The organism is Salmonella sp. 2020_1459 (assembly GCF_043847915.1).
Lineage (GTDB): Bacteria > Pseudomonadota > Gammaproteobacteria > Enterobacterales > Enterobacteriaceae > Salmonella > Salmonella enterica.
The window spans coordinates 18,738-38,428 of sequence record NZ_JBCMFA010000006.1; the positions used below are offsets into that span (position 1 = coordinate 18,738).

16 protein-coding genes are annotated in these 19,691 nt (G+C 56.9%); 12 read left to right on the top strand and 4 right to left on the bottom strand.

Annotated elements, in window-relative coordinates; translation table 11 throughout:
* The first annotated feature begins 33 nt into the window (after positions 1-33).
* The 4 genes from fes (at position 34) to wzz(fepE) (ending at position 6,764) form a co-directional block, all read left to right on the top strand.
* Positions 34-1,248, top strand: coding sequence for an enterochelin esterase (fes, locus tag ACH0VJ_RS15660; RefSeq protein ID WP_000656599.1), 1,215 nt, complete (start codon positions 34-36; stop codon positions 1,246-1,248).
* Between the two features lie 30 nt (positions 1,249-1,278).
* Complete coding sequence (locus tag ACH0VJ_RS15665; RefSeq protein ID WP_000396006.1) at positions 1,279-1,497, top strand: MbtH family protein; 219 nt, start codon at positions 1,279-1,281, stop codon at positions 1,495-1,497.
* Entirely contained in the window at positions 1,494-5,378 is a 3,885-nt protein-coding gene (gene entF / locus ACH0VJ_RS15670; RefSeq protein WP_000194141.1) for an enterobactin non-ribosomal peptide synthetase EntF, read from the top strand. Before ACH0VJ_RS15665 ends, entF begins: the two co-directional genes overlap by 4 nt.
* A gap of 249 nt (positions 5,379-5,627) precedes the next feature.
* Entirely contained in the window at positions 5,628-6,764 is a 1,137-nt protein-coding gene (gene wzz(fepE) / locus ACH0VJ_RS15675) for an LPS O-antigen length regulator Wzz(fepE) (protein ID WP_001139585.1), read from the top strand.
* 53 nt (positions 6,765-6,817) lie between these two features.
* On the opposite strand, the gene fepC is transcribed toward wzz(fepE), so the two are convergent.
* Genes fepC through fepD form a run of 3 tightly spaced genes read right to left on the bottom strand, consistent with a single transcriptional unit; the run spans position 6,818 to position 9,605 of the window.
* Positions 6,818-7,612, bottom strand: a complete 795-nt coding sequence (fepC, locus tag ACH0VJ_RS15680; RefSeq protein ID WP_000140622.1) for an iron-enterobactin ABC transporter ATP-binding protein — start codon at positions 7,610-7,612, stop codon at positions 6,818-6,820.
* The gene (gene fepG / locus ACH0VJ_RS15685; protein ID WP_000480064.1) at positions 7,609-8,598 is read right to left on the bottom strand and encodes an iron-enterobactin ABC transporter permease; all 990 of its coding nucleotides are present in this window, start codon (positions 8,596-8,598) and stop codon (positions 7,609-7,611) included. Before fepG ends, fepC begins: the two co-directional genes overlap by 4 nt.
* Positions 8,598-9,605 carry a Fe(3+)-siderophore ABC transporter permease gene (gene fepD / locus ACH0VJ_RS15690; RefSeq protein WP_001277871.1) on the bottom strand — a complete coding sequence of 336 codons (1,008 nt, stop codon included), beginning with the start codon at positions 9,603-9,605 and terminating at the stop codon, positions 8,598-8,600. Before fepD ends, fepG begins: the two co-directional genes overlap by 1 nt.
* Before the next feature lie 110 nt (positions 9,606-9,715).
* On the opposite strand from fepD, the gene entS reads away from it, so the two are divergent.
* Positions 9,716-10,960 (top strand): enterobactin transporter EntS, encoded by a 1,245-nt coding sequence (gene entS, locus ACH0VJ_RS15695; protein WP_001081676.1) that lies wholly within the window; start codon positions 9,716-9,718, stop codon positions 10,958-10,960.
* Positions 10,961-11,022: 62 nt separating this feature from the next.
* Here entS and fepB read toward each other — a convergent pair whose 3' ends face one another.
* The gene (gene fepB, locus ACH0VJ_RS15700) at positions 11,023-11,979 is read right to left on the bottom strand and encodes a Fe2+-enterobactin ABC transporter substrate-binding protein (protein ID WP_001238993.1); all 957 of its coding nucleotides are present in this window, start codon (positions 11,977-11,979) and stop codon (positions 11,023-11,025) included.
* Positions 11,980-12,287: 308 nt separating this feature from the next.
* On the opposite strand from fepB, the gene entC reads away from it, so the two are divergent.
* The 7 genes from entC (at position 12,288) to ACH0VJ_RS15735 (ending at position 19,674) form a co-directional block, all read left to right on the top strand.
* Complete coding sequence (gene entC / locus ACH0VJ_RS15705; protein ID WP_000367596.1) at positions 12,288-13,463, top strand: isochorismate synthase EntC; 1,176 nt, start codon at positions 12,288-12,290, stop codon at positions 13,461-13,463.
* A 9-nt stretch (positions 13,464-13,472) separates the two neighbouring features.
* The gene (gene entE / locus ACH0VJ_RS15710; protein WP_001222450.1) at positions 13,473-15,083 is read left to right on the top strand and encodes a (2,3-dihydroxybenzoyl)adenylate synthase EntE; all 1,611 of its coding nucleotides are present in this window, start codon (positions 13,473-13,475) and stop codon (positions 15,081-15,083) included.
* A 13-nt stretch (positions 15,084-15,096) separates the two neighbouring features.
* Complete coding sequence (locus ACH0VJ_RS15715; RefSeq protein WP_001007166.1) at positions 15,097-15,954, top strand: isochorismatase; 858 nt, start codon at positions 15,097-15,099, stop codon at positions 15,952-15,954.
* Positions 15,954-16,709, top strand: a complete 756-nt coding sequence (gene entA, locus ACH0VJ_RS15720) for a 2,3-dihydro-2,3-dihydroxybenzoate dehydrogenase EntA (RefSeq protein ID WP_000145519.1) — start codon at positions 15,954-15,956, stop codon at positions 16,707-16,709. The genes ACH0VJ_RS15715 and entA overlap by 1 nt, the downstream gene beginning before the upstream one ends.
* A 2-nt stretch (positions 16,710-16,711) precedes the next feature.
* Complete coding sequence (gene entH, locus ACH0VJ_RS15725) at positions 16,712-17,125, top strand: proofreading thioesterase EntH (protein ID WP_000637966.1); 414 nt, start codon at positions 16,712-16,714, stop codon at positions 17,123-17,125.
* Positions 17,126-17,307: 182 nt separating this feature from the next.
* Positions 17,308-19,413: a pyruvate/proton symporter CstA gene (cstA, locus tag ACH0VJ_RS15730; protein ID WP_023206869.1), complete on the top strand. Its 2,106-nt coding sequence runs from the start codon at positions 17,308-17,310 to the stop codon at positions 19,411-19,413.
* A 63-nt stretch (positions 19,414-19,476) separates the two neighbouring features.
* Positions 19,477-19,674 carry a YbdD/YjiX family protein gene (locus ACH0VJ_RS15735; protein WP_000460619.1) on the top strand — a complete coding sequence of 66 codons (198 nt, stop codon included), beginning with the start codon at positions 19,477-19,479 and terminating at the stop codon, positions 19,672-19,674.
* Positions 19,675-19,691: the final 17 nt, after the last annotated feature.

The window sequence follows — 19,691 nt, forward strand, 5'->3', positions numbered from 1 at the left end:
ATATACAAAATTCATAATAAACACAGGGTTATAATGAAAGAGGCGCTGGCAACGGGAAGTGAGGCCTGGTGGAGGACGAAAACCGGGCCGGAATGGATACGGGAAAAAGACGGAAATTATCGGGTCACTTTTTGGTGGCGCGACCCGCAGGGAAACGAAACACACTCCCCGATACGGCGTGTCTGGGTCTACATCACTGGCGTAACCGATCATCATCAAAACGCGCAGCCTCAGACGATGGCGCGTATTGCCGGAACGGATGTCTGGCGCTGGAGTACGGCGCTTAGCGCTAACTGGCGCGGCAGCTACTGTTTTATTCCTACCGAACGCGATGACGTTTTTGCCGCTTTTGCGCCGGGCGAAACGCCCGATCGGAACGCGCTGCGTGAAGGCTGGCGACAGCTATTACCGCAGGCGATTGCCGACCCGCTTAATTCGCGAAGCTGGCGGGGAGGACGTGGTCATGCGGTTTCAGCGCTGGAAATGCCGGGTGCGCCCCTTCAGCCGGGATGGGATCGTCCTGAAACGCCGTACTCGCCGCCTTTGATGATGCAGTGGCATAGCGAACGTCTGGGTAACTCCCGCCGCGTATGGATATTGACGACCGGAGACGAGGCGCCGGAGGAAAGACCGTTGGCTATTCTGCTGGACGGTCAATTCTGGGCGGAAAATATGCCCGTCTGGCCCGCACTCGCCTCGCTGACTCATCAACGCCTGCTTCCCGGTGCCGTCTATCTGCTGATTGACGCGATTGATACTCAACACCGCAGCCAGGAGTTGCCCTGCAATGCCGACTTCTGGCTGGCGGTGCAACAGGAACTGTTGCCGCAAGTCAGAGCCGTGACGCCTTTTAGCGATGATGCCGGGCGAACGGTGGTCGCCGGACAGAGTTTTGGCGGCCTGTCGGCGCTGTATGCCGGCCTGAACTGGCCGACGCGTTTTGGCTGTGTACTAAGCCAGTCAGGATCGTTCTGGTGGCCTCATCGCATCACCCCGCCGGAGGGGGAAGTCATTACCCGGCTGAAAACCGGCGCATTATGCGCGCGCGGACTGCGTATCGTACTGGAAGCCGGCGTGCGTGAGCCGATCGTGTTTCAGGCGAATCAGGCGCTTTATGCCCAACTGAATACTTCGCAGCAGTCCATTTTCTGGCGTCAGGTTGACGGCGGACACGATGCGCTTTGCTGGCGCGGCGGGCTAACGCAAGGGCTGATGCTGCTTTGGCAGCCGCTTATCGACACGCTTTAACCGGGCACATGTCCATGACAGGAGTTGAGTATGGAATTCAGTAATCCCTTCGATAATCCGCAGGGACAGTTTTACATCCTGCAAAATGCGCAGCGTCAATTCAGCCTTTGGCCAGCGGCATGTGCGCTTCCCGCAGGCTGGGACGTGGTATGCGAACCGCAATCGCAGGACGCGTGCCAGCAGTGGCTTAATACGCGCTGGACAACACTGAATCCGGCGCATTATGCCGATAAGCAGGAGGCGAAATGACGCAGCGTTTACCGTTAGTCGCCGCCCAGCCGGGGATCTGGATGGCGGAAAAACTCTCTGATTTACCCTCCGCCTGGAGCGTGGCGCACTATGTGGAACTGAACGGCGAGCTGGATGCCGCCTTGCTGGCAAAAGCGGTAGCGGTAGGGATGCAACAGGCGGATACGCTACGGATGCGTTTTACCGAAGAGAACGGCGAGGTCTGGCAATGGATAGATCCTGAGCACACCTTCGGCGAGCCCCCGCTTGCCGATTTACGCGACCATCCCGATCCGCATCACGCGGCGCTGGCGTTAATGCAGGCGGATTTACGGCAAAACCTGCGCGCAGATAGCGGTAAGCCGCTGGCGTTTCACCAGTTAATCCGCATTGATGATACCCGCTGGTATTGGTATCAGCGCTATCACCATTTGCTGGTGGATGGCTTTAGCTTCCCGGCGATAACTCGCCAGATTGCGGCGATTTATCGCGCCTGGCAGAGCGACGCTCCTACGCCGGAGTCGCCTTTTACCCCCTTTGCGGATGTGGTCGAGGAATATCAGCGCTATCGCCAGAGCGAGGCCTGGCAGCGTGACGGCGCCTTCTGGGCGCAGCAGCGCCGCGAGCTGCCGCCGCCGGCGTCAATGTCTGCCGCGCCGTTGCCGGGGCGGTCGGCGAGCGCGGATATTCTGCGTATGAAATTGAGCGCGCCGGCGGGGGCGTTTCGCCAACTGGCGGCGCACATGCCTGAGATACCGCGAGCGGATCTTGCCCTGGCGCTGGTGACGTTGTGGCTGGGACGATTATGCGGGCGAATGGATTATGCCGCCGGATTTATCTTTATGCGGCGGATGGGATCGGCGGCGTTAACGGCGACCGGGCCTGTCCTTAACGTGTTGCCGCTGGCGGTTAACCTTCATGCGACGGAAGATCTGCCAACGCTGGCGAAGCGTCTTGCGGCGCAGTTAAAGAAGATGCGCCGCCACCAGCGTTACGACGCCGAACAGATTGTACGCGATAGCGGGCGAGCCGCAGGGGAGACGCCGCTATTTGGCCCGGTGCTCAACATAAAAGTATTTGATTATCATCTGGATCTTCCTGGCATACAGGCGCAAACCCATACCCTGGCGACGGGGCCGGTTAACGATCTTGAACTGGCGCTTTTTCCGGATGAAAACGGCGGTCTGGATATTGAATTGCTGGCGAATGCGCAGCGTTACGATGACGCCACGCTCTCCCGCCATGCCTTACGGTTGATGGCGCTTATCACGCAGTTTGCGGATAACCCGGCGCTGCGCTGCGGCGATGCGCAAATGCTGCTGGCGGAAGAACAAACGCAATTAACACACCTTAATAATACGGCGGTAACGATTCCCGCCGCCACGCTTAGCGATTTGGTGGCGCAGCAGGCGCAAAAAACGCCAGAGGCTTCCGCGTTGGCAGATGCGCATTATCACTTTACCTACCGTGAAATGCGCGAACAGGTTGTAGCGCTGGCGTACGCGCTGCGGGAACGCGGCGTTCAGCCTGGCGATAGCGTGGCGGTGGCGTTGCCGCGGTCGGTTTTCCTGACCTTAGCGCTGCATGGCATTGTCGAGGCGGGCGCCGCCTGGCTGCCGCTGGATACCGGTTATCCTGACGATCGGCTGCGAATGATGCTGGAAGATGCGCAGCCGAAACTGTTAATTACGACTCAGGCGCAGCTGGCGCGCTTTCACGATATTCCGGGGATGGAATATTTGTGTTATAGCCAACCGCTACCGGTCAGTGACGCCACTCCGCTGGGGCTGTCGCTACCGCATCATACCGCTTACATCATTTTCACCTCTGGCTCGACGGGCAGGCCGAAAGGAGTGATGGTGGGACAAACGGCGATAGTCAACCGGTTGCTGTGGATGCAGGATCACTATCCGTTGACGGCGGATGATGTAGTAGCGCAAAAAACGCCGTGCAGTTTTGACGTCTCAGTATGGGAGTTTTTCTGGCCGTTTATCGCCGGGGCGAAACTGGTGATGGCTGAACCGGAAGCGCACCGCGACCCGCTCGCGATGCAACGGTTCTTTGCGCAATACGGCGTCACGACCACTCATTTTGTGCCGTCGATGCTGGCGGCCTTTATTGCCTCGCTCACGCCAGCGTCGGTGGGGAAAAGCTGCGCTTCCTTAAAGCGCGTTTTCTGTAGCGGCGAGGCCCTGCCGACGGCGCTGTGCCGCGAATGGGAGACGTTAACCAACGCGCCGCTACACAATCTGTACGGGCCAACGGAGGCCGCGGTGGATGTGAGCTGGTATCCGGCCTGTGGCGATGAGCTGGCGGCTGTTGACGGCAACAGCATCCCGATTGGTTATCCCGTCTGGAATACCGGTTTACGTATTCTTGATGCGCATATGCAGCCGGTGCCGCCGGGCGTGGCTGGCGATCTCTATCTTACCGGTATCCAACTGGCGCAGGGCTATCTGGGGCGTCCGGATCTTACCGCCAGCCGTTTTATCGCCGATCCTTTTGCGCCAGGCGAACGGATGTACCGTACCGGAGATGTGGCGCGCTGGCTGGATTCCGGCGCGGTGGAATACCTGGGGCGCAGCGACGATCAGCTCAAAATTCGGGGTCAACGTATTGAACTGGGCGAGATTGACCGCGTCATGCAAACGCTGCCGGATGTTGAACAGGCGGTAGCACATGCCTGCGTCTTTAATCAGGCGGCGGCGACGGGCGGGGATGCCCGGCAACTGGTCGGCTATCTGGTGTCGCACTCCGGTTTGCCGCTGGATTTACCGGCGCTGCAGGAAAAATTACGCCAAAAACTTCCCGCGCATATGGTGCCGGTTGTGTTGTTGCAACTTGCCGGTTTGCCGCTTAGCGCTAATGGCAAGCTGGATCGTAAAGCCCTGCCGCTGCCGGACCTGACGCCGCGCGTGAAAGGGCGTGCGCCGCAGTCCGCAACGGAGATTGCTGTCGCCGCGGCGTTTTCCCGCCTGCTGGGCTGTGAGATTAACGACGTTGAAAGTGATTTCTTTGCGCTGGGCGGACATTCGCTGCTGGCGATGAAACTGGCCGCGCAGCTAAGTCAGACGTTTAACCGTCAGGTGACGCCGGGGCAGGTGATGGTGGCGTCTGACGTGGCGCAGTTAAGTAAGCTGCTCGATACTGACGATGACGAACGCTCGCGCAATCTGGGGTTCGGGCCGCTGTTGCCGCTGCGTGAAAGCGATGGTCCAACGTTATTTTGTTTCCATCCGGCGTCGGGGTTCGCCTGGCAATTTAGCGTATTATCACGCTATCTCAGCCCGTCGTGGTCGATTATGGGGATTCAGTCGCCGCGCCCCGCTGGCCCTATGCAAACCGCAACCACCCTTGATGAGGTATGTGAACATCATCTGGCGACTTTGCTCGCCCGGCAGCCGCATGGCCCTTATTATTTATTAGGCTATTCGCTGGGCGGGACGCTGGCGCAAGGGATCGCCGCCCGGTTGTGCGCGCGCGGCGAAACCGTGGCGTTTTTGGGGTTACTGGACACCTGGCCGCCGGAAACGCAAAACTGGCGGGAAAAAGAGGCGAATGGCCTCAATCCGGACGTATTGGCGGAAATTGAACGTGAACGCGCTGCGTTTGTCGCCGCGCAGCAGGGAAATGCCTCCGACGCCTTATTTACCGCCATTGAAGGCAATTATGCGGATGCCGTCCGTTTGCTGACGACGGCGCATAGCGTACCGTTTGATGGACATGCTACGCTCTTTGTGGCGGATAAAACGGTGCCGGAAGGCGTATCGCCTGAACAGAGCTGGTCGCCGTGGATAGCTTCTTTGGCTATTTATCGCCAGCCGTGCGCGCATGTAGATATTATTTCTCCCTCCGCTTTTGAAACTATCGGGCCCATCATCAGCGAACTTATTAATAAATAACGGGCGTTGTTTCTGCCTTTAACAAATTAAATCCTGAAACCCATAATAATTACTAATTATTATGGGTTTTTTATTGCAACTATTAATTCTTTTAACATAAGTGATACATGCTACAGGCAAGTTTAATTCCGAATATTTAGCTTTTCGGGCACTGGCGCGTAAAGATTGTTTCGGATAATTCTGACTTGCTGTTAGAATCTCTGACAGGAATGTGTTCTTTCATTGGATAAAGTTTTCAGGTCATACGGCATGCCATCTCTTAATGTAAAACAAGAAAAAAATCAGTCATTTGCAGGTTACTCACTGCCGCCCGCCAACAGTCATGAAATCGATTTGTTTAGCCTTATAGAGGTGTTATGGCAGGCGAAACGTCGTATTCTTGCTACCGTTTTCGCCTTTGCGTGCGTGGGGTTGCTTCTGTCCTTTCTGCTGCCGCAAAAATGGACCAGCCAGGCGATTGTCACACCGGCGGAGTCGGTACAGTGGCAGGGGCTGGAGAGAACGTTGACCGCGCTGCGCGTGTTGGATATGGAGGTAAGCGTTGATCGGGGCAGCGTATTTAATCTGTTTATTAAAAAGTTTAGCTCGCCCTCGCTGCTGGAAGAATATCTTCGTTCTTCTCCGTATGTCATGGATCAATTAAAAGGCGCGCAAATAGACGAGCAGGATCTTCACCGGGCGATTGTCCTGCTGAGCGAAAAAATGAAAGCGGTGGACAGTAATGTCGGCAAGAAAAATGAAACGTCGTTATTCACGTCGTGGACGCTGAGTTTTACCGCGCCGACGCGGGAAGAAGCGCAAAAAGTGCTGGCTGGCTATATTCAGTACATCTCCGATATCGTCGTGAAAGAGACGCTGGAAAATATTCGTAACCAGCTGGAAATCAAAACCCGCTATGAGCAGGAAAAGCTGGCGATGGATCGGGTGCGTCTCAAAAATCAGCTTGATGCCAATATTCAACGTCTTCATTATTCGCTGGAAATCGCCAACGCCGCCGGTATTAAGAGACCGGTTTACAGCAATGGTCAGGCGGTAAAAGATGATCCGGATTTTTCTATTTCTCTCGGCGCGGATGGTATTTCCCGCAAACTGGAAATTGAAAAAGGGGTAACGGACGTGGCCGAGATCGACGGTGATTTGCGTAACCGTCAATACCATGTTGAACAACTGGCGGCAATGAATGTGAGCGACGTGAAGTTTACCCCGTTTAAATATCAACTGTCGCCGTCTCTGCCAGTGAAAAAAGATGGCCCGGGTAAAGCGGTCATTATTATCCTGGCGGCGTTGATTGGCGGTATGATGGCCTGCGGCGGCGTATTACTGCGTCACGCGATGGTCTCGCGTAAAATGGAAAACGCGCTGGCGATAGATGAACGGTTAGTCTGATTTACCCGAAAAGCCGGATAGCGATTATCCGGCTTTGTCATCTGTGTGAACGACTATCGCCGTCCCAGCGGTACTACCAGCGGCGTACCGGCAACCGGATCGTCGATAATCATACAGCGCAGCCCATAGATTTTTTCGATAAGCTCAGCGGTAACAATCTCTTTCGGCGCGCCCTGTGCGACAATGTTACCTTCGCGTAATGCAATCAAATGCGTGGCGTATCGGCAGGCCTGATTCAGGTCATGCAGGACGGCGGCGAGCGTATAGCCTTTTTCGCGGTTGAGATCGCTTAACAACTCCAGCAAATCAATTTGATGGCTAATATCCAGCCACGTTGTCGGCTCATCCAGCAGCATGATGGACGTTTCCTGCGCCAGCACCATGGCTATCCACGCCCGCTGACGTTGGCCGCCGGACAGAGTATCTACGCTTTGCGTCGCCAGTGAGGTGATACCTGTTGCACGCATGGCACTGGCGACGGCGTCGGCATCTTCCTTGCGCCAGCGGGTAAATAACGGCTGATGCGGATAACGCCCTCTGGCGACCAGCTCTTGTACGGTGATATCGCCCGGCGTAGTGGCGTTTTGCGCCAGCAATCCGATGCGCCGCGCCACCTCTTTACTGGCGTAACGCTGTATTTGTTCGCCATCCAGCCAGACATGGCCGTCAACAGGCGTCATCAGACGGCTTAGCGTGCGTAGCAACGTTGACTTGCCGCAGCCGTTAGGGCCGATGATAGCGGTAAAATGGCCGTCCGGAATCGAAACATTAAGGTTTTTTGCGACGGTATAGCTGCCATAACCCAGCGTTAACTGGTCGCCGCGCAAACGGGCTACGGATTCGGTCATTTTTTGCGGGACTCCTGAATTAACAAGACGATAAGGTAAATACCGCCGAGGCTGACGGTGACCACGCCCACTGGAAGCTGATAAGGCATAAACAGTTGCTGCGCGCACGCATCGGCGGCCAGTAGTAATAACGCGCCGCACAGCGCCGACTGGGTTAATCCCCAGCGCGCTGTGCCGCTAAGACGACGGGCGATGTGCGGCGCGACAAGGGCAATAAACGAGATGGGGCCAGCCAGTGCCGTTGCAGCAGCGGTGAGCGACACCGCCACCAGCATCAGCATCAGGCGTGACCGCTCCACGCTAACACCCAGCGCGCAGGCGCTGTCATCGCCCATCTCCAGCAGCCGCATACGACGCACCAGTAGCGCGGCGCCTGTCAGCATCACAATAATCAGCGGCGCCGAAGGCCAGGTTTTTGCCCATGTCAGACCGTTGAGCGACCCGGCGTTCCATAAGCCGGCGGTGAGCGCCGTTTCCAGCGACGCCTGCAACAGAAGCCAGGTATTAAAGGCGACTAACATCGCGCGGATGCCGATACCGATGATAATCAGCCGGAAAGTTTCAATCCCGTTACGCCAGGCGAGCAGCCAGACAATCAATGACGTGACGATACCGCCCGCCATTGCCGCCAGCGCGATCGCGGTAAGATGCTGGCCAAACAGGACCATTGCGACCAGTACGCCGCTCCAGGCGCCGGTATTAAAGCCCATCACATCAGGGCTGCCTAGCGGGTTACGCATCAACGACTGAAAAATCGCGCCACTGACGCCAAGCGCAGCGCCAATCAGTAGCGCCATTAATACGCGCGGTAGTCGCCATTCGGTTACGACAAGGGTGATGTTACGCGGCGCGTCGCCCAGCAGCGCGGCAATAATCTGCCCGGTCTCAAGGGGCACGGCACCGCTTTGCAGGCTCCATAAGCCAATGGCGAAGCAGCCAGCCGCCAGAAGCAGGCAGCTTACGATAAGCCGACGAGAAAGAAACATCACAGGCCGCCTCCGCTCGATTTACGGCGTACCAGAAAGATAAGTACTGGCGCGCCGATAAATGCACTGACGACCGATACCCGGAGTTCGCCCGGCACCAACAGACGACCAATAATATCGGCAAAAAGCAGCAGAGCAGGGGTTGCCAGTAGCGTCACTGGCAGCGACCAGCGGTGGTCTGCGCCCACCAGCCAACGCGCCATATGCGGCATCATCAGACCAATAAAGGCGATAGGGCCGACCAGCGCCGTTGCGCTGCCGCACAAGACGGTAATCGCCAGTAAACCGATAAGTTGGGTGCGCGCCACTTTACTCCCCAGCGCCGTCGCGGTATCGCTGCCGAGGCTCAGGCTGTTCAGCGCTCGGCTCAGAAATAGCGCCACGATCCCAGCGATAACCACGGGCGCGAGCGCGACTTTCAACGTTTGCAGGCTACGAATGTCCAGCGATCCCGCCTGCCAGAAGCGAAGCTGGTCATAGACTTCTGGATTTAACAGCGCGATGCCGCTGGTCAATCCTTCCAGTACCGCGCCAAGCGCCACGCCCGCCAGTGTCAGGCGGACCGGGCTTAACTGGCCGCCGCCCTGACTACCGGTGAAGGCGACAATCAGCGATGCGATAAGCGCGCCGCTAAATGCCATGAAAAGCTGTTCCAGCGGCGTGGAGAAACCAAACAGCGCCGCGCCCAGTACAATGGCGAAGCTGGCGCCGTTGTTAACGCCCAGAATCCCCGGGTCGGCGAGCGGGTTGCGAGTGAGAGTTTGCATGAGCGCCCCGGCGAGACCCAACGCGCCGCCTGCCAGTAATCCGGCCAGCGTACGCGGCAAACGCGCATCCATGACGATGGTGCAATCGGCGCTTTGGCACACGCCGGTGAACGCCTCCAGCACGGCGGCGGCGGGCAGCGGTTTCGCGCCAATGACCAGGCTTAAAACCGCGGCGAGACTCAGTAATAACAACAATCCGGGCACGGCAAACGCGCGCGTCACGGAAAACGAGCATGACATAGTAACTTCCCTGATAATGATAGTAATTATCGTTATCTATCTTATTTGGTTATGTTAGCATGTGCAGCCATTGAATGGATATTTAAAAAAACTCGCATTAAGGCGTTGTAATGAATCGACAATCCTGGCTGCTCAATCTCAGCCTGTTGAAGACGCACCCTGCATTTCGCGCAGTATTTCTGGCCCGTTTTATCTCTATTGTCTCGCTGGGGCTGCTTGGCGTGGCGGTTCCGGTACAGATCCAAATGATGACGCACTCCACCTGGCAGGTAGGACTGTCGGTAACGTTAACCGGCGGCACCATGTTTATTGGCTTAATGGTGGGCGGTGTGCTGGCCGATCGCTACGAACGTAAAAAGGTGATTCTGCTGGCGCGCGGTACTTGCGGTATTGGCTTTATTGGCCTGTGCGTAAACGCGCTGTTGCCGGAACCATCATTGCTGACGATATATCTCCTTGGCCTGTGGGACGGCTTTTTCGCGTCTCTGGGCGTGACCGCGTTACTGGCGGCGACGCCAGCGCTGGTCGGAAGAGAAAATCTGATGCAGGCCGGCGCGATTACCATGCTGACGGTACGTCTGGGATCGGTTATTTCCCCGATGTTGGGGGGCATATTGCTTGCCAGCGGCGGTGTAGCCTGGAACTATGGACTGGCGGCCGCCGGGACGTTTATTACGCTATTGCCGTTACTGACGCTGCCGCGACTGCCTGTTCCTCCGCAGCCGCGGGAAAATCCTTTTATCGCGTTACTGGCGGCATTTCGTTTTTTGCTCGCCAGTCCGCTTATCGGCGGTATTGCGCTGCTTGGCGGTCTGGTGACGATGGCAAGCGCGGTACGCGTCCTCTATCCGGCGCTGGCGATGAGCTGGCAGATGTCGGCGGCGCAAATCGGTTTGCTGTATGCGGCAATTCCGCTGGGGGCGGCCATTGGCGCGCTGACCAGCGGACAACTGGCGCATAGCGTTCGTCCGGGGCTCATTATGCTGGTTTCGACAGTCGGTTCTTTTCTGGCGGTGGGGCTGTTCGCCATCATGCCGGTCTGGATCGCAGGTGTTATCTGTCTGGCGCTGTTTGGCTGGCTTAGCGCCATCAGTTCGTTATTACAATACACCCTGCTGCAAACCCAGACGCCGGAAAATATGCTGGGGCGAATGAACGGCCTGTGGACCGCGCAAAACGTCACGGGAGACGCTATCGGCGCGGCGCTGTTAGGCGGTCTTGGCGCAATGATGACGCCGGTCGCTTCCGCGAGCGTGAGTGGATTCGGGCTGGTGATTATCGGTTTGCTGCTGCTGTTAGTGCTGGGCGAGCTACGTCGTTTTCGCCAGACGCCGCCGGTTAGCGATGCTGGCTGATAAAGAGGCGTTTATCCGACTGACAAAATCGGTCTGGTCAGTCGGATAAGACTCCGATAAGGCTAAAACAGGGCGGCCAGCCGGTTAAGCAACAACGTTGCGCTGTAATAATCCAGACGGAACGTCTCCGTACCCAGGGCATAGACGCGCTTATTTTGCACCGCTGGCAGGTGCGCCAGCAGCGGATTGGCGTAAAGGGCCGCGACATCGTTGTTGTCGCCGGCAAACAGGAAAAGAGATTCGCCGTTTAACCCGGCGGCCAGATTTTCACCGCCAAGCTGAATGATATCGTGGCGCTTACCCTGGCTTTTGCTGGTTTGCAGCCCTCGGGGCAATGTCGCCAGCGTAAAGCCTAACTGCGTCAATAGCTTGCCTTGTGCTGATTCTGGCGTCCACAGATTGGCGCTATGCGCGGCAGGGGTATATACCAGCGCGCTAACCGGCTGCGGCGGCAGGGCGATTCGCTGTTTAACCGTCGTCAGTTGCGCCTCAAATTCCGCTATTCGCGCGGCGGCCTGTTTCTCCTGGCCGGTGATCTCGCCAAGCTGCGTGAGCAAACTCTGCCAGCTTTTATCGTCATAATTGATGACGAGCGTCGGCGCGATAGCGGAGAGCTGATCGTAAAGCGCCAGCGCGGAGTCGCCGCCGGTGGCGCTAATCAAAATGAGATCCGGCATTTGCGCGGCGACCGTTTCGGCATTCGGTTCGCCGATATACAGCCGGGCGACATGGCGAGCCTTTGCTACGTCGCTCCACTGGCGCATGAACCCTTGATCGTCGGCAAAGCGGTTATTCGGCGTAGTGGCTCCGCTGGCGACGACGGGCGCATCAATCGCCAGCAGCGAGCCTGTTAACGTCACGCTGGTAGAGACGATACGCGCGGGTTTGTGGTCCAGAGTATGAACGCCGCGGCTGTCCTGGATTTGCCGGGGCCAACCGGCGTCCTGGGCTAAGGATATTCCTGAAATTGATAAACCAACCACTAAAAGCAGCCAACGATAAAAGGCGGGGAGTCTCACAATAGCGTCCTGTTATTAATAAAGTTAATGCTTCTCATTTTCATGTCAGCGGCAGCGAGATGCAAGCCTTAGTGCCATTTAACTCATGACCAGAGTTGACAGAGCGACGTTTTACTCTTAGGTTAGCGCACTAAAAATAGAAATAATAATCATTATTATACACAAAATCATTCAAGAAGCATCGCAACGGCAAGGGAAGAAATCCCCGCGGGCATAGATAACTGTGTGACCGGGGTTTCTGATCGCAGCCAACAAAGAGGCAGCTTGAAAGATGAAGTGTATATAAGCCTTTATCATTGGAGGATGATATGGATATGTCACTGGCCGAGGACGCTCAGGAGACAATGGCAACGCTTGCTCCCGATCGCTTTTTCTTCATGTCGCCGTATCGCAGTTTTACCACTTCCGGGTGCTTCGCCCGTTATACCGAGCCTGCGGTTGCCGGAGATTCGCCGGATAGCCCTTTCCAGCAGAAATTGCGCCAGCAGTTTGCCGAGGCCAAATCGCAGGGCATCGCCAACCCTATCCTGGTGGGGGCGATTCCCTTTGATACCCGCCAGCCGTCGTCGCTATTTATCCCGATGGCGTGGCAGTCCTTTTCCCGCCAGCAAAAGCAGCGCACGGCGCGTTATTTTACTGACCATCAGCCGCTGACGGTGACGGCACGAAAGGCGATTCCGGAGCAGGATGCTTTTGAAGCGATGGTCGCACGCGCGGCTATGCTGACCGCCACGCCAGACGTCGATAAAGTGGTGCTTTCCCGGCTGATAGATATCACCACTGATGTGGCGGTGGATAGCGGAGCATTGCTGGAGCGGCTGGTTGCGCAGAATCCAGTTAGTTACAACTTCCATGTACCACTGGCGGATGGCGGCGTTCTGCTGGGCGCCAGCCCCGAATTGCTGCTACGCAAGGAGGGCGAGCGGTTTAGTTCGCTGCCGTTAGCAGGCTCGGCACGCCGACAGCCCGATGACGTTCTGGATCGCGAGGCGGGAAACCGACTGCTGGCTTCACAAAAAGATCGGCATGAACATGAGCTGGTGACGCAGGCGATGAAGCAGATCCTGCGCGATCGCAGCACGGAACTGCAATTACCTTCCTCTCCGCAGTTAATCACCACGCCGACGCTATGGCATCTCGGTACGCCGTTTGAGGGTAAGGCCAACGCCGGAGAAAACGCGCTGACGCTGGCCTGTCTGCTGCATCCAACGCCTGCGTTAAGCGGTTTCCCTCATCAGGTCGCGAAAAAGCTGATTGCTGAACTGGAACCGTTCGATCGTGAACTGTTTGGCGGCATTGTCGGCTGGTGCGATGCCGAAGGAAACGGCGAGTGGGTAGTGACGATTCGTTGTGCGAAATTGCACGGTAATCAGGTGCGCCTGTTCGCTGGCGCCGGGATTGTCCCTGCCTCTTCGCCAGTCGGCGAGTGGCGGGAAACCGGCGTCAAGCTCTCTACGATGTTGAACGTTTTTGGACTGCATTAAGGAACGATGATGCGTATACCTTTCACCCGTTGGCCGGATGAATTTGCCCGCCGTTATCGTGAAAAAGGCTACTGGCAAGACGTGCCGTTGACCGATATTCTGACCCGCCACGCTGACAGCGACAAGACGGCGGTCATTGAAGGCGAGCGCGCATTCAGCTATCGCCAGCTCAACCAGGCCGCAGATAATCTGGCCTGCAGTTTACGCCGTCAGGGCATCAAACCTGGCGAAACCGCTCTGGTACAACTGGGGAATGTACCGGAACTGTATATCACCTTTTTCGCCCTGTTGAAGCTTGGCGTAGCGCCCGTTCTGGCGCTGTTTAGCCATCAACGTACCGAACTTAACGCCTATGCGATGCAGATCGCGCCGACGCTGGTGATTGCCGATCGCCAACATACGCTGTTCGCCGGGGAGGACTTTCTCAACACGTTTGTGGCTGAACACCGCTCTGTGCGGGTGGTGTTATTGCGCAACGACGACGGCGATCACAGCCTGGACGCGGCGATGCGGCAGGCGGCGGAAGATTTCACCGCCACGCCATCACCTGCTGACGAAGTGGCCTACTTTCAGCTTTCCGGCGGTACTACCGGCACGCCAAAGCTTATTCCCCGTACCCATAACGACTATTACTACAGCGTGCGCCGCAGCAATGAGATTTGCGGTTTCAACGAGGAGACGCGTTTTCTGTGCGCGATTCCCGCCGCGCATAACTACGCCATGAGTTCGCCGGGCGCGCTGGGCGTCTTTCTTGCCAAAGGAACGGTAGTGCTGGCGACCGATCCCAGCGCCACGCTCTGTTTCCCGCTGATCGAAAAACACCAGATTAATGCCACGGCGCTGGTGCCTCCCGCGGTCAGTCTATGGCTACAGGCTATCCAGGAGTGGGGCGGCAATGCGCCGCTGGCGTCATTAAGGTTATTGCAGGTTGGCGGCGCGCGGCTTTCTGCGACGCTGGCCGCCCGTATTCCGGCTGAAATTGGCTGTCAGTTGCAGCAGGTCTTCGGCATGGCGGAAGGGTTAGTGAACTATACCCGGCTGGACGATAGTCCGGAACGGATTATCAATACCCAGGGAAGACCCATGTGTCCGGACGACGAAGTGTGGGTGGCGGATGCTGACGGGAATCCAGTGCCGCCGGGCGAGATTGGTCGTCTGATGACGCGCGGCCCCTATACTTTTCGCGGCTATTTCAACAGTCCGCAACACAATGCCAGCGCCTTTGACGCCAACGGTTTTTACTGTTCCGGCGATCTGATCTCCATTGATCAAGACGGCTACATCACCGTTCACGGGCGTGAAAAAGATCAGATCAATCGGGGCGGCGAGAAGATAGCCGCCGAAGAGATAGAAAACCTGTTACTGCGCCACCCGGCGGTGATCCATGCGGCGCTGGTCAGCATGGAAGATGAACTGCTGGGGGAAAAAAGTTGCGCATATCTGGTGGTAAAAGAGCCGCTGCGAGCGGTACAGGTACGCCGTTTCCTGCGAGAGCAGGGCGTGGCGGAATTTAAATTACCGGATCGCGTGGAGTGCGTTGCGTCACTGCCGCTGACGCCGGTTGGTAAAGTCGATAAAAAACAATTACGCCAGCGGTTGGCGTCACGTTCACCGCTCTGAAGGAGAAAGAGAGATGGCAATCCCGAAACTACAGTCTTACGCGCTGCCCACCGCACTGGATATCCCGACCAACAAAGTGAACTGGGCATTTGAGCCGGAGCGCGCTGCGCTGCTCATCCACGATATGCAGGATTACTTTGTCAGCTTTTGGGGCCGCAACTGCCCAATGATGGACCAGGTGATTGCCAATATCGCCGCTCTGCGCCAGTACTGTAAGGAACATCATATCCCGGTCTATTACACCGCTCAGCCGAAAGAGCAAAGCGATGAAGATCGCGCGTTACTCAATGATATGTGGGGACCGGGACTGACGCGCTCTCCGGAACAGCAGAAGGTGGTAGAAGCCTTAACGCCGGATGAGGCGGATACGGTGCTGGTGAAGTGGCGCTATAGCGCGTTTCACCGCTCGCCGCTGGAACAGATGTTAAAAGATACCGGACGCAATCAGCTCATCATTACCGGCGTGTATGCGCATATTGGCTGTATGACCACCGCTACCGATGCGTTTATGCGCGACATTAAGCCGTTTATGGTGGCGGATGCGCTGGCGGATTTCAGCCGGGAAGAGCATCTGATGGCGCTGAACTATGTGGCGGGGCGTTCCGGTCGCGTCGTCATGACCGAGTCGCTGCTGCCGACGCCGGTTCCTGCCAGTAAAGCGGCGCTGCGGGCGTTGATTCTGCCGTTGCTGGATGAGACCGACGAGCCGCTGGATGATGAAAACCTGATTGATTATGGCCTGGATTCAGTACGCATGATGGGGCTGGCGGCGCGCTGGCGTAAAGTACACGGCGATATCGACTTCGTGATGCTGGCGAAAAACCCGACCATTGACGCCTGGTGGGCGCTGCTTTCTCGCGGGGTAGAGTAATGACCGGCTTTGATTTTTCAGACAAAACGGTATGGGTGACCGGGGCGGGGAAAGGGATCGGTTACGCGACGGCGCTGGCGTTTGTTGACGCCGGGGCGCGGGTGATCGGCTTCGATCGCGAATTTACGCAAGAGAATTATCCCTTTGCTACCGAAGTCATGGATGTGGCGGATGCCGCACAGGTTGCGCAGGTGTGCCAGCGTGTGTTGCAAAAAACGCCGCGGCTGGATGTGCTGGTCAACGCCGCCGGTATTTTGCGTATGGGAGCGACTGATGCGCTTAGCGTCGACGACTGGCAGCAGACATTTGCGGTCAATGTGGGCGGGGCATTTAACCTGTTTTCCCAGACGATGGCGCAGTTTCGCCGTCAGCAGGGAGGGGCGATTGTCACCGTAGCCTCAGATGCGGCGCATACGCCGCGTATCGGTATGAGCGCTTACGGCGCCTCTAAAGCGGCGCTGAAAAGCCTGGCGCTAACCGTAGGGCTGGAGCTGGCGGGCTGTGGGGTGCGCTGTAATGTGGTGTCGCCGGGCTCGACCAACACCGATATGCAGCGCACTTTATGGGTGAGTGAAGATGCCGAACAGCAGCGTATTCGCGGTTTCGGCGAACAGTTTAAGCTCGGCATACCGCTCGGTAAAATCGCCCGTCCGCAGGAGATAGCCAATACCATTTTGTTTCTTGCCTCCGATCTGGCCAGCCACATTACCTTGCAGGATATCGTGGTGGACGGCGGTTCAACATTGGGAGCCTGACGATGATCTGGAAACGGCATTTAACGCTGGATGAATTGAACGCTACCAGTCAGAACACGCTGGTGGCGCATCTGGGCATTGTTTACACCCGTCTGGGCGATGACGTGCTGGAGGCGGAAATGCCCGTCGATGCCCGCACTCATCAACCGTTTGGTCTGCTACACGGCGGCGCATCGGCAGCGCTGGCGGAGACGTTAGGATCAATGGCGGGTTATCTGATGACCCGCGACGGGCAGTGCGTGGTCGGGACCGAGTTAAACGCCACCCACCACCGCGCCGTCTCGCAGGGGAAAGTACGCGGCGTTTGCCTGCCGCTGCATCTGGGGCGGCAGAATCAAAGCTGGGAAATTACGCTCTTTGACGAGCAGGGGAGGCGCTGCTGCACCTGTCGCCTGGGAACGGCGGTAATGGGATAGTTCTGGCAAAGTAAAATGCAATTGCAGCATTAACGAAGATAAGGAAGTGATCTGGTTAACACTGTAATGTAAAAAATGGGTAACGATACGGTTTTATCATGTTGTTGTGTTGTTAATTACGGTAAAGGTGTTATAGAAACAAAATGTAACATCTCTCTGGAACACCCAAACGGACAACAACTATGAATAAATCAGGGAAATACCTCGTCTGGACAGCGCTCTCAGTATTGGGTGCGTTTGCCCTGGGCTATATTGCGTTAAATCGTGGGGAACAGATCAACGCGCTATGGATCGTGGTGGCGTCGGTCTGTGTCTATCTAATTGCGTATCGTTTTTATGGGCTCTATATCGCCAAAAAAGTGCTGGCGGTTGACCCAACGCGTATGACGCCCGCGGTACGTCATAATGATGGTCTGGATTATGTCCCGACCGATAAGAAAGTGCTGTTCGGTCACCATTTTGCTGCCATTGCTGGCGCAGGTCCGCTGGTCGGGCCGGTACTGGCGGCGCAGATGGGCTATCTGCCGGGGATGATCTGGCTGCTGGCGGGCGTTGTGCTGGCGGGAGCGGTGCAGGACTTTATGGTGCTGTTCGTCTCGACCCGACGCGATGGGCGTTCGCTTGGCGAGCTGGTTAAAGAGGAGATGGGCGCGACGGCAGGGGTGATCGCGCTGGTGGCCTGCTTTATGATCATGGTGATCATTCTGGCCGTCCTGGCGATGATCGTGGTGAAAGCGCTGACCCATAGCCCGTGGGGAACGTACACTGTCGCGTTCACCATTCCACTGGCGATTTTTATGGGCATCTACCTGCGTTATCTGCGTCCGGGGCGCATCGGCGAGGTGTCGGTCATTGGGCTGGTATTCCTTATTTTCGCTATTATTTCCGGCGGATGGGTGGCGGCAAGCCCAACCTGGGCGCCGTACTTTGATTTTACTGGCGTGCAGCTTACCTGGATGCTGGTGGGTTATGGTTTTGTCGCGGCGGTACTGCCGGTCTGGCTGCTGCTCGCGCCGCGTGATTACCTCTCTACCTTCCTGAAAATTGGTACGATTGTCGGTCTGGCGGTCGGGATTCTGATCATGCGTCCGACGCTGACTATGCCGGCGCTGACCAAATTTGTTGATGGTACCGGACCGGTCTGGACGGGCGACCTGTTCCCGTTCCTGTTTATTACCATCGCCTGCGGCGCGGTCTCCGGTTTCCATGCGCTCATCTCCTCCGGCACGACGCCGAAGATGTTGGCCAACGAAGGCCAGGCCTGCTTTATCGGCTACGGCGGGATGTTAATGGAATCTTTCGTCGCCATTATGGCGCTGGTCTCCGCCTGTATTATCGATCCGGGCGTTTACTTTGCGATGAATAGCCCTATGGCGGTACTGGCGCCAGCGGGGACAGCGGATGTCGTAGCTTCTGCCGCGCAGGTGGTCAGTAGTTGGGGGTTTGCTATCACGCCGGATACGTTACACCAGATTGCCAATGAAGTCGGCGAACAATCCATTATCTCCCGCGCAGGCGGTGCGCCAACGCTGGCGGTAGGGATGGCCTACATTTTACATGGCGCGTTGGGCGGCATGATGGATGTGGCGTTCTGGTATCACTTCGCCATTCTGTTTGAAGCGCTGTTTATTCTGACGGCGGTGGATGCGGGTACCCGTGCGGCGCGCTTTATGTTGCAGGATTTGTTGGGCGTAGTGTCGCCAGGGCTGAAACGTACCGATTCGCTGCCAGCGAACCTGCTTGCTACGGCATTGTGCGTGCTGGCGTGGGGGTATTTCCTCCATCAGGGCGTGGTCGATCCGTTGGGCGGTATTAACACCCTGTGGCCGCTGTTTGGCATCGCCAACCAGATGCTGGCGGGTATGGCGCTGATGCTTTGCGCCGTGGTACTGTTCAAAATGAAGCGTCAGCGTTATGCGTGGGTCGCGCTGGTGCCGACGGCCTGGCTGCTGATTTGTACGCTGACGGCGGGCTGGCAGAAAGCGTTTAGTCCGGATGCGAAAATCGGCTTCCTGGCCATTGCCAATAAGTTCCAGTCGATGATCGACAGCGGCAATATTCCGCCGCAGTACACCGAATCGCAGCTCGCGCAGTTGGTATTCAATAACCGTCTGGATGCCGGGCTAACCATCTTCTTTATGGTGGTGGTTGTGGTGCTGGCGGTCTTCTCTATTAAGACGGCGCTGGCCGCTCTGAAGATTGATAAACCGACGGCGAATGAAACGCCGTATGAGCCGATGCCGGAAAATGTGGATGAGATCGTGACGCAGGCGAAAGGCGCGCACTAATCTTTTTACATCAATAGCCCTCTCCAGAATAAGGAGAGGGCATTTGGATGACAGGTGACAACGATGTTCGATACGCTTTCGAAAGCCGGAAAATATCTGGGACAGGCCGCAAAAATGATGATTGGCGTGCCAGACTACGACAACTATGTTGAGCATATGCGCATAACGCATCCGGATCAGACGCCGATGACCTATGAAGAATTTTTCCGCGAGCGGCAGGATGCGCGCTATGGTGGAAAAGGCGGCGCGCGTTGCTGCTGAGGGTTGCCAGGCCTGAT

Coding starts and splice junctions, on each gene's coding strand:
- entS (WP_001081676.1), top strand. CDS start 9,716: ATGAATCGACAATCCTGGCTGCTCAATCTCAGCCTGTTGAAGACGCAC.
- entF (WP_000194141.1), top strand. CDS start 1,494: ATGACGCAGCGTTTACCGTTAGTCGCCGCCCAGCCGGGGATCTGGATG.
- cstA (WP_023206869.1), top strand. CDS start 17,308: ATGAATAAATCAGGGAAATACCTCGTCTGGACAGCGCTCTCAGTATTG.
- entA (WP_000145519.1), top strand. CDS start 15,954: ATGACCGGCTTTGATTTTTCAGACAAAACGGTATGGGTGACCGGGGCG.
- fepG (WP_000480064.1), bottom strand. CDS start 8,598: ATGTTTCTTTCTCGTCGGCTTATCGTAAGCTGCCTGCTTCTGGCGGCT.
- ACH0VJ_RS15665 (WP_000396006.1), top strand. CDS start 1,279: ATGGAATTCAGTAATCCCTTCGATAATCCGCAGGGACAGTTTTACATC.
- fepC (WP_000140622.1), bottom strand. CDS start 7,612: ATGACCGAATCCGTAGCCCGTTTGCGCGGCGACCAGTTAACGCTGGGT.
- ACH0VJ_RS15735 (WP_000460619.1), top strand. CDS start 19,477: ATGTTCGATACGCTTTCGAAAGCCGGAAAATATCTGGGACAGGCCGCA.
- entH (WP_000637966.1), top strand. CDS start 16,712: ATGATCTGGAAACGGCATTTAACGCTGGATGAATTGAACGCTACCAGT.
- fepD (WP_001277871.1), bottom strand. CDS start 9,605: ATGTCATGCTCGTTTTCCGTGACGCGCGCGTTTGCCGTGCCCGGATTG.
- fes (WP_000656599.1), top strand. CDS start 34: ATGAAAGAGGCGCTGGCAACGGGAAGTGAGGCCTGGTGGAGGACGAAA.
- entC (WP_000367596.1), top strand. CDS start 12,288: ATGGATATGTCACTGGCCGAGGACGCTCAGGAGACAATGGCAACGCTT.
- ACH0VJ_RS15715 (WP_001007166.1), top strand. CDS start 15,097: ATGGCAATCCCGAAACTACAGTCTTACGCGCTGCCCACCGCACTGGAT.
- entE (WP_001222450.1), top strand. CDS start 13,473: ATGCGTATACCTTTCACCCGTTGGCCGGATGAATTTGCCCGCCGTTAT.